Origin of the sequence: Demequina phytophila (genome assembly GCF_000971135.1) — a bacterium.
Lineage (GTDB): Bacteria > Actinomycetota > Actinomycetes > Actinomycetales > Demequinaceae > Demequina > Demequina phytophila.
Map to the genome: position 1 here is coordinate 96,735 of NZ_BBLW01000001.1, position 12,629 is coordinate 109,363.

Annotated in this window: 13 protein-coding genes; 2 read left to right on the top strand and 11 right to left on the bottom strand. The window is 69.7% G+C overall.

What is annotated here, in order from left to right; translation table 11 throughout:
* Positions 1-8: 8 nt before the first annotated feature.
* From AOM01_RS00485 to AOM01_RS00515, 7 genes are read right to left on the bottom strand one after another with little or no spacing between them, the layout of a single operon-like run.
* Positions 9-821, bottom strand: a complete 813-nt coding sequence (locus AOM01_RS00485; protein WP_062287421.1) for a DUF6390 family protein — start codon at positions 819-821, stop codon at positions 9-11.
* Positions 818-1,729: a DMT family transporter gene (locus AOM01_RS00490; RefSeq protein WP_062287424.1), complete on the bottom strand. Its 912-nt coding sequence runs from the start codon at positions 1,727-1,729 to the stop codon at positions 818-820. Before AOM01_RS00490 ends, AOM01_RS00485 begins: the two co-directional genes overlap by 4 nt.
* Positions 1,726-1,956 (bottom strand): HypC/HybG/HupF family hydrogenase formation chaperone, encoded by a 231-nt coding sequence (locus tag AOM01_RS00495; protein WP_062287426.1) that lies wholly within the window; start codon positions 1,954-1,956, stop codon positions 1,726-1,728. Before AOM01_RS00495 ends, AOM01_RS00490 begins: the two co-directional genes overlap by 4 nt.
* On the bottom strand, positions 1,947-2,444 hold the full coding sequence (locus tag AOM01_RS00500; RefSeq protein WP_062287430.1) for a hydrogenase maturation protease: 498 nt from the start codon (positions 2,442-2,444) through the stop codon (positions 1,947-1,949). The genes AOM01_RS00495 and AOM01_RS00500 overlap by 10 nt, the downstream gene beginning before the upstream one ends.
* Complete coding sequence (locus AOM01_RS00505) at positions 2,441-3,745, bottom strand: Ni/Fe hydrogenase subunit alpha (protein WP_062287432.1); 1,305 nt, start codon at positions 3,743-3,745, stop codon at positions 2,441-2,443. The genes AOM01_RS00500 and AOM01_RS00505 overlap by 4 nt, the downstream gene beginning before the upstream one ends.
* A complete protein-coding gene (locus tag AOM01_RS00510) occupies positions 3,742-4,545 on the bottom strand; it encodes an NADH-quinone oxidoreductase subunit B family protein (RefSeq protein ID WP_062287435.1) in 804 nt (267 codons plus the stop codon). The genes AOM01_RS00505 and AOM01_RS00510 overlap by 4 nt, the downstream gene beginning before the upstream one ends.
* Position 4,546: 1 nt before the next feature.
* The gene (locus tag AOM01_RS00515) at positions 4,547-5,464 is read right to left on the bottom strand and encodes an FAD/NAD(P)-binding protein (protein WP_228374167.1); all 918 of its coding nucleotides are present in this window, start codon (positions 5,462-5,464) and stop codon (positions 4,547-4,549) included.
* A gap of 169 nt (positions 5,465-5,633) precedes the next feature.
* Between AOM01_RS00515 and AOM01_RS00520 the strand changes: the two genes are divergently transcribed.
* A complete protein-coding gene (locus AOM01_RS00520; RefSeq protein WP_062287438.1) occupies positions 5,634-6,887 on the top strand; it encodes a sensor histidine kinase in 1,254 nt (417 codons plus the stop codon).
* Positions 6,884-7,915, top strand: coding sequence for a DUF8320 family protein (locus tag AOM01_RS00525; protein ID WP_062287441.1), 1,032 nt, complete (start codon positions 6,884-6,886; stop codon positions 7,913-7,915). The genes AOM01_RS00520 and AOM01_RS00525 overlap by 4 nt, the downstream gene beginning before the upstream one ends.
* Before the next feature lie 32 nt (positions 7,916-7,947).
* Here AOM01_RS00525 and AOM01_RS00530 read toward each other — a convergent pair whose 3' ends face one another.
* The 4 genes from AOM01_RS00530 to AOM01_RS00545 all read right to left on the bottom strand — a co-directional run bounded on the left by AOM01_RS00530 (position 7,948) and on the right by AOM01_RS00545 (position 12,474).
* Positions 7,948-9,069 (bottom strand): hypothetical protein, encoded by a 1,122-nt coding sequence (locus AOM01_RS00530; RefSeq protein ID WP_156155762.1) that lies wholly within the window; start codon positions 9,067-9,069, stop codon positions 7,948-7,950.
* 153 nt (positions 9,070-9,222) lie between these two features.
* A complete protein-coding gene (locus AOM01_RS00535; RefSeq protein ID WP_062287447.1) occupies positions 9,223-10,368 on the bottom strand; it encodes a 4Fe-4S dicluster domain-containing protein in 1,146 nt (381 codons plus the stop codon).
* A gap of 368 nt (positions 10,369-10,736) precedes the next feature.
* Positions 10,737-11,843 carry a type II toxin-antitoxin system antitoxin DNA ADP-ribosyl glycohydrolase DarG gene (gene darG, locus AOM01_RS00540; protein WP_062287450.1) on the bottom strand — a complete coding sequence of 369 codons (1,107 nt, stop codon included), beginning with the start codon at positions 11,841-11,843 and terminating at the stop codon, positions 10,737-10,739.
* Positions 11,836-12,474, bottom strand: a complete 639-nt coding sequence (locus AOM01_RS00545; RefSeq protein WP_082109856.1) for a DUF4433 domain-containing protein — start codon at positions 12,472-12,474, stop codon at positions 11,836-11,838. Before AOM01_RS00545 ends, darG begins: the two co-directional genes overlap by 8 nt.
* Positions 12,475-12,629 lie beyond the last annotated feature (155 nt).

Consider the following 12,629-nt stretch of genomic DNA (forward strand, 5'->3'; position numbering starts at 1 on the left):
GTCTCCTCTCAGGAGAGCACCGCGGCAGGTGCGGAGTACGTGCAGGCGTTGACGGCCGCGAGCTCCTGCGCGGTGGCCTGGCGTAGCCGCGCGAGCCGCGTGGACCCGATCCAGTCGCACACCCAGTCCCAGTGCAACGTGACGAAGTCGCCCGGTCGGACCTCCGGCGCGAGCGACAGCCCGTCGCGCCGCAGCCGCACGGTCTCCGCGGTGGGCGGTGCGAGCGAGAGCATGTGCCCGTCCCACTGGAGGTGGCGGCTCTCCACCACCGCGTGGTCGCCCTCGACCACGAGCACCTGGGCGCCGCGGATGCGGCACTTGTCGAGCACCGTGAGCGGGCCGTCGACGTGGCCGTGGCGCAGCAGCCCCACCCACGGGTAGACGGCGAACACGTGGAAGTTGTGGTGCGGGGTCCCGCCGTTGGCGACGGCGGCGACCAGTCGCTCGAACTCGAGCCGGGTGAGGCGCGGCCGGAACCGCTCCTCCAGCGACCGGGCGAACGCAGCGCCGCCGCAATGGTCGAGCACGGGCCCGCCGAGCCAGTACGCCTCCACCACCACGGGGTCGAGCGGCGCGCGGCCCAGGCACTCGCCGATCAGCTCGAGGTACGGCCACGCGCCCTCGAAGGCGCGCGCCACCTCCTCGAGTCCGGGTCCGGACGCGCCGGCGCTCACTCTCTCGAGGAGCTCGCCGGCGCGGTCCGGACCGCAGTAGCCCAGGTCGTTGGGTGGGAACGCATAGCGTCCGAAGATGAGCGCTCCGGCCTCGGGCGGCAGGGCCTCGGGGTGCGCGGACGGGAGACGGTGAACGGTGTCGGTCATGTGACGGCCCTCCCGGGCAGTCGGGGGGCGAGCCACACGAGCGCGCCGCCCAGGGCGAGGATGAGCAGCCAGGGCGCCCGCGCCGCGAGGGGTGCGGCGTCGATCGCTCCGGCGAGGATGGCGGTCACCAGCGCACCGAGCACCAGCACCGCGGTGACGTCGACCGCTTGAGCGCGGGCGAGCGCCTGATGCCACGTGAGCACGTAGCCGGCGAGCAGCACTCCGGTGAGCGCCACCCACGCCCACTGGTCGGCGGTGCTCGGGATCACGCTCCCGAGCCTCCCCGTCACGGCGGACCAGACGAGCAGCGCGACGGAACCGCCGACCATGCGGGTGAGGGACAGCGTCCACGGCGTGAGATCGCTGAGGAGCCGCTTGGATACGACCACCTCGACGGCCCACAGGAGGGTCGCCCCGGCGATCAGGAGGGTGCCGGGGTCCGCGACCAGCGCGACGTCGCCCGCGAGCCCCCACTGGGCGATCATCAGCAGCGCGATCGCGCCCAGGTGCCACCACGTGAGCCGCTCCTTCAACGCGACCACGGCGATGAGCGCGACCCACACCACCAGCGTCTTGTGCAGGAACGCCGCTTGGGACGATGCAGTGGTCGCCAGGCCCTGGAAGAACAGCACGAACGGCACGGCGCCGCCCAGCACGGCGACGCACAGGAGGCCCCACCGGTGGCCGGGGCGGGTGGGCCGCGTGAACGCGACCGACCCTGCCCCGGCAGACCGGCGTGCGACCACGAACACGAGCGCGATCACGCACGCCGCGGCGGCGTTCTTCGCGGTCGTGTACGCGGTGGCGTCGCCGTACGCGGCGACGCCGAAGCCGTTGACGTAGACGGCCACGCCGGAGATCAGCGCGGTCACGCCGGCGAGCGCGATGCCCCGGGAGCGGGTGGTCATGTCGGCTGCCCTCCCGTCGATTCGCGGATGCGGAGCGCCTCGCGCGCCTCGGACTCGGTGAGCCGCTCGAGCGCGAAGCCCGACTGGACCACCACCCAGTCGCCCACGGTGATGTCGTCGTCGGAGACGGTCATCTCCAGCACCAGCTGTCGCTTGCCGTGGTCCTCCACGACGGCGCGGCCGTCCTTGTGGACCTCGACAACCTGGGCGATGGTTCCTAGGCACATGACTGGACTTCCTCTCTCAGCGCGATGAGCTCGGCCGCCGCGGTGGCCACCGCGGCGTCGAGACCCTCCTGGATCTCCGGGGACATCGGGCCGAAGTCGAAGGTCCTGGCCTCGACCCCGACCACGGTCACGTGCGTGGGCAGCGTGCCCAGCGTGCGGGCGAGCTCGACGGCGCCGGCCAGCCCGAAGGCATGGCTTCCGCCGCGGCCCGCGGCCGCGAACGCGCTGGTGGGGAGCGGCTCGCCGCTGTCGCCCACCTCGCGGATGTGCAGCGTGCCCGGCGGGCGTCCGGACATCACCGCGTCGATCACCAGCGCCGCGCCGTGGCCCTCCCACAGCTGCACCAGCTGGGTCGGGTCCTCGCGGGTGAGCACGTCGACGCCGTCCAGGCCGAAGTCCGCGAGACGCTCGGCGACGGCGGCGCCCACCGCATCGTCCCCCCGGTCGGGGCTGCCCAGCCCGACCACCAGCACCCTGTCGCCGCTCATGATCGCTTCACCCGCAGGTCGAGGAAGTGGGTGGCGCAGGAGATGCAGGGGTCGTAGTTGCGGATGGCCTCCTCGCAGCGATGGGTGAGCATGTGGTCGTCGAGGTCGGTCCACTGCTCGGCGGCCTTGCGGAGGTCTGCCTCGATGGAGGCCTGGTTCTGGGAGGTGGGCGGGACGATCTGGGCGTCGGTGATGATGCCGTCCGCGTCGATGACGTAGCGATGCCAGATGAGCCCGCGTGGCGCCTCGGACGCGCCGATGCCCTCCCCAGGCCGGGGCGCCACGGGCACGGACGGCGCGTGGCCCTCGTGCCACCCGTCGATGATGCGCAGCGCCTCCTCGAAGGCGTACGCGAGCTCGACGGTGCGGACGATGATCGACTTGAACGGGTTGCGGCACGTCTCCGTGAGGCCCGCGCGGAGGGCCGCCTCCTGGGTGGTGGGGCTGAGCTGGTCGAAGTTGAGGGTGTAGCGCGCGAGGGGGCCCACGAAGTAGGGGCCGCCGTCGAAGCGCGCGTGGAGCGCGTTCGAGTGGGCGACGTGGAACTCCTCGATGTGGCGGGGCAGCTCGGCGATCGGGAAGCGCATGCCGTTGGTCGCGACCACCTCGGCGCCCCGCTCGAGCGGGTAGCGGTCGCCGCGCAGCGCGACGTACGTGTAGTCCTGCTCGAAGTCCGGGAAGTCGAAGCCGGCGACCAGGTCGACGGCGGCCAGCGCATCGTCCCTTCCGCGCTCGAGGGCGGGGCGGAGCGCCGCCAGCTCGGCGACCGTGGGCATCCGGTAGAAGCCGCCCACCTTGACGTTGACCGGGTGGATGGCGCGTCCGCCGACGGCGGTCATGAGGTCGTTGCCGGCCTTCTTGAGGCGCAGCGCCATCTGGACCACGTCGGGGAGGTCCTTGGCCATCTCGAGGACGGATTCGTAGCCGAGGAAGTCGGGCGCGTGGAGCATGAAGATGTGGAGGGCGTGGGACTCGATCCACTCGCCGCAGTACAGCAGGCGGCGCATCTCCTGGATCTCGGGCGTGGTGGTGACCCCGCAGATGGTCTCCATCGCCTCGGTGGACGCGGACTGGTACGCGACCGGGCAGATGCCGCAGATACGTGCGGTGATGTCGGGAGGCTCGGTGAACTTGCGGCCGCGCAGGAAGCCCTCGTAGAAGCGGGGCGGCTCGAAGATGTTGAGGTGGACGGTCTCGACCTTCCCGTCCTTGAACTCGATGTGCATGCCACCCTCGCCCTCGACGCGCGCGAGCATGCCGACGTGCATCACCTGCCCGCCGTCCTTGAGCTGGTGGGTCATGGCGCGCCTCCGGGGGACGATGCGGCGGCCACCTTGTCCCCCGCCGCCGCGAATTCTGGGGCGCCGGCGTTGAAGGTGCGGTAGACGCGGACGATGTCGGCGTTGGACATGCCGAGCTGCGCGAGCTGGCGGGTCATGGCCTCGGTGTTCGGGGAGTCCTGGGGGCCGAAGCAGCCGTAGCAGCCGCGGCCGTACGACGGGCAGAGGGCGCCGCATCCGGCCTGCGTGACGGGGCCGAGGCAGGGGGTGCCGGTGGCGACGGGGACGCAGACGTTGCCCTTGAGCTTGCACTCGACGCACACCGAGTACGTGGGGATGCGGGGCTTGCGGCCGTTGAGGAAGGCGGCGAGGACCTCGACCAGCTGGGTCTTGTCGACGGGGCAGCCGCGGAGCTCGTAGTCGACGTCGACGTGGCTCGCGATCGGCGTGGAGGTGTCGAGCGTCTTGAGGTACTCGGGGTGGGCGTAGACGATCGACCGGAACTCGTCGACGTCGGCCCAGTTGCGGAGCGCCTGGATGCCGCCGGCGGTCGCGCAGGCGCCGATGGTGACGAGCGTGCCCGACTGGGCGCGGATCTCGTGGATCCGCTTCACGTCCTCGGGGGTGGTGATCGAGCCCTCGACCAGGGAGAGCTCGTAGGGGCCCTCGACGATCGCGCGGGTGGCCTCGGGGAAGTACGCGATGTGGATGTTCTCGGCGATCTGGAGGAGCTCGTCCTCGCAGTTGAGGATGCTCAGCTGGCAGCCGTCGCAGGACGCGAACTTCCACACCGCGAGCTTGGGGCGCTTCTGGGGTTCCATGTCAGAGCTCCCTCACGTTCATGAGCGGCTCGAGTTGGCTGTACGGCAGGACGGGGCCGTCGACGCAGACGAACAGCTCGCGCAGCTGGCAGTGGCCGCACAGGCCGACGCCGCACTTCATGCTGCGCTCCATCGAGAGGCGGATCTTGTCCTTCGCGACGCCGCGGGAGGCGAGGGAGTTGGCCGCGGACCGCATCATCACCTCGGGCCCGCACACGAAGGCGAACCCATTGCGGGGGTCGAAGCCGGCGCGTGCCACCAGTTCCGTCACGAACCCGACCTTGCCCTTGTAGCCGTACGGCGCGTTGTCGACGGTCATCTGCACGTTGACGTCGTTAAGGTCCGCCCACCGGTGCATCTCGTGGCCGTAGAGGATGTCATCGGGGGTGCGCGAACCGTAGAGGAGCAGCACCTTGCCGTACGCGTCGCGGTTGCCGAGCACGTCGAGGATCGCAGGGCGCAGCGGGGCCAGCCCGATGCCGCCGGTGACGAAGACGACGTCGTGGCCGGTCGCATCGTCCACCGCCCACGAGGTCCCGAAGGGGCCGCGGACGCCGATCTCGGTGCCGGGCGCGGCCTCGACGAGGGCGCGGGTGACGGCGCCGACATTGCGGATGGTGTGCTCGAGCGGGGCGGGGTGCGAGGGGTCGCCGCTGATGGAGATGGGGACCTCGCCGACGCCGAACGCGTGGAGCATGGTGAACTGCCCGGCCTTGAAGTCCAGCGGGGGCTCGCAGTCCGCGGGGTCGAGCAGGAGCGTGAAGGTGTCGCGGGTGTCCTGGCGGACGCGGGTGACGACGTAGCGGCGCGGGACCATGGGGTCGACGTCGAGCAGGGCCATGGGCGCGGAGGCCGCGGTCGAGCCTGGCGCGACCGTCGCGTCGGGGGCGGCCGGCTCGGGAATGCGGATGTCGTCCATGACATGCCTCCTCTAGCGACGCTAGGCCGCTGAGAGGAAGGCGCGAGGGACCTTGGTCCGGGTGACGATGCGCGGGTACCGCAACCGCCCTGCTTCCAGGCGCCTTGGCCGTCGAGCGGCTGGGATAACGGCGTCCTAGGATGGCTTCACAACCTGCGGGAGGGCATGGATGGAGACGAGCGCGCGCCCCCGAGCGCTCTCGGAATCGGACGACGACGCACGTGGTGACGCGCTCGCCGTCGCCCCGCGCAGCGCGCGCGAACGCATGCAGCGCACCACATACTTCGCCACCGGCGTCGCGACCGCGCTCTTCGTGATCCTGCTCGCAAACGGCCCCAACGGCTTCCTCGCGCAGATGGACCAGCTCCGGGCGCCGTTCGGCGCGTTCAGCGTGCTGGTGGGCGCCGCGATGCCGGCGAGCTACGCGATCCTGGCGTGGTTCGCGCCCATGCGGGTGCTGCGCACCCTGGTGACCGCCGGCGCGCTCGGCTTCGTGCTCGCGCAGCTCCTGTGGGTGCCGATGATGACCGGCGACGCACTCGCCGACGGCGCCGCGCCGTGGCTGCAGGGCTACGGCGCGATCCACGCGACGCTGCTCGCGGTGGCGTGGAACCGCCCGCCGGTGTGGCTGTTCGCGGTCGCGCAGGGTCCGCTGGTGGCGATCGTCGAGTACCTCGCGAGCGGCGGCGACCTCGAGCAGTCGTTGCTCGACGGCATCGGCGCCCTGGTGACGTCGCTCATCCTCACCGGCGCGGGTGCGGGTGTGGTCACCGCGGCCGCTCGCCAGGACCAAGAGGCGGAACGCGCCCGCGCGGAGGCCGCCCGCGAGGCCGCCGAGCGCACCGGCGAACGCGAGCAGGCCCGCATCAACGCCGTGGTGCACGACGAGATCATCTCCGTCCTCCTCGCCGCCGTCCGCCAGCCGGTCAACGAGACCGTGCCGGAACGAGCTCAGCGCGCGCTCGGCTACGTCGCCGCGATCCGCGGCGCACGCACGGGCGACGCGGCGTATCCCCCGACGCAGGTGGTCGCGGCCCTCCGCGCCACGGCGAGCGCGATCAGCGACGACATCATCGTGCAGGCGACGGTGACCGCGACGGAGGAGGTCCCCGCGCCCGCGGTGACCGCGCTCGCGGAGGCCGCGGGCGAGGCGATGCGCAACAGCGTGATCCACGCGGGCGAGCCGGGCGAACGCGTTTCTCGCGTGCTTACCGTCACCGTCGCGGACGGGGACGTGCGCGTGACTGTGCGCGACGACGGCCGCGGGTTCGTGCCGAAGTCCGTGTCGGCGCGGCGGCTCGGGCTGCAGGTGAGCATCCGCGGGCGCATGGAGGCGCTCGCCGGGGGCGGCTCGCGGATCTCGTCGAAGCCGGGCAGGGGCACCACGGTCGAGCTGTGGTGGCGGGCGGAGGACGCCCGATGATCGCGGAGGAGACCCTTCCGGAGGGGCGCGGCACCGACATCAGCCGGCTGCTCGGGCTGCGCTCGCGCGGCGCGCAGCTGATCCTCGCGGTCTACGTGGTCTCGAACGTCATGTTCGTGGCGAGCACGGCCGATCTTCTCGACCACGTGTGGGCGTCCTACGTCGCGGTGGCGCTGGTGACGGTCGGAGGGTTCGTGGTGACCCGGCCGCACCCGGACCCGTTCGCGCACAACCTGACCTTCGTGACGCTCGGGATCGTCGTGGCGTCGTCCGCGTTGGTCCTCTATGCGCTGCCCGACGAGGGCGACTTGGGGCGGTCGACCTGGTACCTGGGCGCCAACACGTGGCTGCTGTGGTTCCTCATCCTTCGCCGGCGGATCCTGCTGGCGTGGACCGGAGGCCTGGCCATGCTGGTGGAGACGATGGTCTGGGCGGAGCTGTCGGGGCGGGGCGTGGTCTCCGGGTTGCTGCTGGCGAGCCCGCAGGTGCTGCTGCTGCTCATCGCAACGCTGTTCGGAAGCGCGCTCCGCCGCGCGACGTGGCGCATCAACGCGCTGGCTCGCAGGTCCGTGGAGGCCGCGGCCGCCGCGAGCGCCGTCGAGGCCGCGCGTCGCGTGCAGGACGAGCGCGCGGACGAGCTGGGCGAGATCGTGGGGCCCGTGCTCACCGTGATCGCGTCGGGACAGCCGCTCACCGACGAGATGCGCGAGGAGATCATCCGCGTCGAGGCGCAGTTGCGCGACTCGGTGCGCGGACACGGGTTGTCGCTGCCGCCGATCGTGGCCGCCGCGACGCGGGCGCGCTCGCGCGGGGTCAACGTCACGCTGCTGGACGACCTGGGGGTGCCGCTGTCCTCCGCCGAGACCGAGGCCGTGGTGGGCGCGGTGGCGGGCGCGCTCGACGGGGCTTCTGATGGCACCGTGACGGTGCGGCTGCTGCCGGCGGGGCGCGAGGAGCTGCTCACGATCGTGTCGCAGGACGCGCTCGACATCAGGCGGGTCGCGCTGCCCCGGGGGGTTGCGGCGTAGGTGCGACCGCGACTGCCGGCGCGAACCCCTGCTCAGCCCTCCGGTGCCTCCACGCCGTCGCGCTTGCCACGCCTGAGCGCGCCGGACAGCGAGCCCTTCGCGCCGCTTGCGAACGATCCGAGGGACTTCGCCGCACCGCCCGCAGCGGCGCCCACCGCTTTCGCAGCATCGCCCGTGGCCGCTCCCACGGCCGTGGAAGCACCCTTGAGGGCGGTGAGGGCACGCGCCTCGTCGGGCACGCCGTCGCCGTCGAGGTCGACACTGCGGAATACGTCCGTGGCGTCGTACAGCTTGCTCCAGGCGCCTTCGCCCAGTTCCTTCGCGGAGTCGGCGGCCGCGCGCATCGCGAGGACGGCTCGCGAAGGCTCGGGCTCATCAGAGCCATCGCTGTACGTGAGTTCGAGCCACTCGGGCCAGGTGTCCGCCGGCGCGGAGAAGCCTTCGCGACAGCCCTTCACCACGGAGTTGCCGAAGAAGAGGCTCGTCGCGCCGCCTGCGACGGCGCCGACCAGCGGCAGCGGGATCGCCTTCGACCCGATCTTCACGGCCGCCTTCGAGCCCTCCTTGACGAAGAACTCGCGCGCCAGGACCATGGCCACAGGCACGAGCGCCGAGTCGGGCAGCTGCTGGGCCAGGAGATCGCCCCACTTGGGGTTGGCACCGGCGGCGACCTTACCGGCGGCGTCGCGCGCGCCGGCGATGGTCGCGCCAGCGGGCAGGGCCGAGAGCACGATGCCCGTGACCGGGCTGTTGCGCTTCTCCCCGAGCAGCGCACCGAGGACCACGGCCTTCGCGCGCTGCGGGTCGTCGATCGGAATCGCGCGGAGTTCGGCGGTGCACAGCGCGAACAAGGCGGTCGTCTCGTAGAAGAACACCAGGTCCGCGACGCCGAGCCCGACGGCGATGCCGATGCCGACGGCGGGAATGGTCGAGGTGGCGCCGGCCGCGGCGCTCGCCGTGGTGATAGTCGCGAGGTACTGAGACTCGATCTTCTTCATCACCTCTGCGGGCGATGCAGACGGGTCTTTGCGACGGATCTCCTTGATGAAGGCGATCACCGCGGGCCGCTGAACGGCGATCGCCTTGAACACGCGGTCCTGGAAGTCCCCTGGCAGCGCGAGTGCAGTGGTTGGCGCGGTCGTGGTGTCGCTCATGGGTGCCCCTCAGTCACGGTGAGTCGTCGTCGCGCGCGCCCGGCGACCCTGCAGGACGGCGCGTCGGTTCACCGTACCGGCGCGCACCGACACCGCCCGCCCATATGGGTCCCGGCGTGGCGCATCTCACGCACCGCGCGCATCGTCCCTTCCTTAGGACGATCCGGCGGTGGCCATGCGGCCGAGCGCGGCGGCCTCCTCGGTGATGTCGATGCCGACGGGGCACCAGGCGATGCAGCGGCCGCAGCCGACGCAGCCGAGCATGCCGAACTGGTCCTCCCAGCTGGAGAGCTTGTGGGTGATCCATTGGCGGTAGCGGGCCTTGACGTCGCCGCGGAGGGGCCCGCCGTGGATGTAGCTGAAGTTCTCGGAGAAACAGGAGTCCCAGACGCGGTGGCGCTCGGCGTTGTCGCCGGCGAGGTCGCTGGTGTCCTGGATGGTGGTGCAGAAGCAGGTGGGGCACACGAGGGTGCAGTTGGTGCAGGCGAGGCATCTGCTCGCCACGTCGTCCCATCGCGGGGACTCCGCGGAGGCCTGGAGGACGTCGTGGATGGTGTCGGTGTTGATGCTTCTTGCCTGTCGTGCTGCTGCGGCCTCGGTGACCGCGATGGCGTCCTGTTGTGCCTCGGGGCCGGCCGGAGTGGTGTCGATGGAGTCGGCCACCTCCCTGCCGCGGTCGGTGCCGACCTCGAGGACGAAGAGGTGTTCGGGCTCCATCACTTCCGTGAGGAGGAGGTCGTAGGCGGGCTCTCCTGTCTGAGGATTCGTGGCGGCCGGGCGCGGACCGGTGCCCATCGAAGCGCAGAAGCAGGTGGCGGCGGGCTCCACGCAGGCGACCGCGACCGTGAAGGTGCCGTCGCGGCGGGCGACGTAGTGGGCGTCGTGGAAGGGCCGGTCGGCGAGGACGGCGTCGTGGATCTGGACGGCGCGGAGGTCGCAGCTTCTTACGCCGAGGAGCGCTACTGGCTGGTTCTCCGGAGTGTCGCGCTCGACGCTGAAGTGGCCCTCTTCTCGACGGCCGCGCCAGACGACCTCCTCGGCCGGGAAGAACACCGGCTTGGTGGACTGGGCGGGGTCGGCGAAGCCGAAGTAGGCGTCGTCGTCGCGTTGTCGCGTGCGGTACCTGCCGGGTTCCTGCTCGTCGCCGATGCCTTGCGGGAGGTCGGAAGCCGAGGAGAGGTCGCCCGTGACGATCGCGTCGCCCCGCGGGGTCGGCCCGACGACGCGGTAGCCGCGACGGCGCAACTCGGCGATGAGAGCGTCGAGTCCCTGGGGCTCGAGGATCCGGATGTCGTCCATGACACGCCTCCTCTTGCGACGGTAGGCGTGTTTGTACGCGGCGCGAGGGACCTTGGTCCGGGGACACCTTGCTGCTACCTAGCCCGCTGCACGGGCGCCAGATCGCCAGGTTGAAGCGAGCAGCCCGAGCCTAGGCGACCGGGGGAGCGTCTTCAACTATTCGCAGTGTCAGGCGAAACCGAATGGTCGACTGGCCCGTGTTCCGCGCAATCACGCACTACCTGGGCGCAGATGTCAAGCTATCGCCCAGGGATCATTGCCGTGACCGAGCCTCCATTTCGAAAGGCGATGTGGGCGGTACCGGAATCCGCGATGGGCCTCGAGCGGTCATCGCGGCATGGGCCCCGATCGTTGGCGTCCATAGCGATCTAGTCTCCGGCGCGCGCCTCAACAAGGCGTGAAGCTCGTTCATCGACGACGATGCGGCTCCATCTCTGCGTGCACAACAGCAGCGTGGCATCTGCGATCTCGTAGTCGGAAAAGCGGCCCGGTTTCCACTCCTCGACCTTGCTCGCAACGGCCGAGAACGTTGGCGGTTGACCACCAGACCGCTCGGCTTCCGCCGCCACAAAATGCACCGTGGCGGCCACCTCGGCACTGCGTAGATTCATGCGATGCATCAGATCGACGGTACGCATCACTTGTTCGCGGAAGGGCTCCAGCTCATGCCTCACGCTCTCGACCGCATCACGGTAGGTCGGACCAACCAGGACCTCAAACATCTTCCCCGTTTGGGACTCAATCGCGAGGCCGTTGTTCTGCAGTTGGGCGATGCGACGCTTGAGTTCACCACTAAAAGGACCGTAGGAACCGGCTTCAAAATGGAGACCGGTCTCAATCCCTGCTTGCGTGGCGAAGTAGACCAACTTCTGGAAGAACACCCGCCCGACTGGCCAATGTAGGGGCGTGCGCTGGAGGCGGTCCAAGACGGCAACCACCGCAATCCACTCCGCGGGAACCTTCCTCTTACGCTCTAGACGAGCATCATCAAACAAGGCATCGACCCCACTCTCAGCAGCAATCCCCGCCGGGACATAGAGTTCGACAGGTATGTCCATACGCGAGAGGTAGCGCACTAAAGTTGGCCCGACGACGTCCCACTCAAGTTGCCCATTGCCGCAACCGAGGGGTGGCACGGCGATCGACGAAACGCCCCAATCCTTGTAATGCGCCAGCAAGTACTCGAGTCCGGCGACGATGTCGTCTAGTTTCGAAACCGACCGCCAATGCGCCTTTGTCGGGAAATTGACTATCTTGCGCTGACCGACCCCATAGACGTAGGGCTCCCCGAGCAGCACTTCGTTTCGCTCGCAACGTCGCCTGTAGTCGTCGTACATTGCCGGGTAGCGCTGCTTGAACGCCAACGCAATACCCTTGCCCATGACACCAACTGTGTTGACGGTGTTCACCAAGGTCTGGGAAGTCGATAGGAGCAAGTCGCCCGACCGAAGTACCACGTTGCTCGAGCTAGTCATCGAAGTAGACACGGCGATTCACCTCCACAATCAAGTCTCCCGCAACTGTCTGACACCGCGCCAGGTCGAACCTGTTCCGGACGTACGCTCCGGTGATGTACGTCGCGGGCACGACGTCAGGAACGAGAACCTCCGCTTGCCGCTGACGCTTGCGCTCACACTTCTCCCAGTAGTCATCGGAGTTCCAAGAGTGGGCGTACACCCGATCCGGATCGAGCAGATCCAAGCCAGATCCCGCTGGCTCGAACTTGGTGGCGGCGTTGGCAGCGTTGCCGTCCGTCACGACGACCCCTGGCAGGTCGAGAACTTGAGCCGATACGCGAAGGACGATCGGGTGTTGATCCCGGATCGCGAACATCATCGCATTCCGCGCATCGAAGTAAAGGTTTACATACTCGTGAAGGGGACGCCCCGGCGGGACGGCCTTCGTTGCGCGAAGTCGCTGGACGTCTTCGTTCGCCACAGACAGATGCGGAATCGCACCGCTACGCGCATGACTCAAGATCCCAACCTCGAGGATCGACGTGATGTTGTCTACGGGGACCATGTAGTGCAACTCCGTGACGCGCGATCGCTCCAAGCCTTGACCTCTCTTGCTACTCGCCGAATAGTACCGGGTGCTCGCTTCCATGCACCTACGGCTGAGGGAAATGGCTATCCGAGCATCGGTGCTCGCCGAAGCCCGACCGACACCACCGCGCGGCAGACGCCCTGAGTCTTGATTTGCGCCAGGATGGTGGTCTGCGCGTATCCGATGCGCGATCCCGTCCCGAGCTACACGCAGGA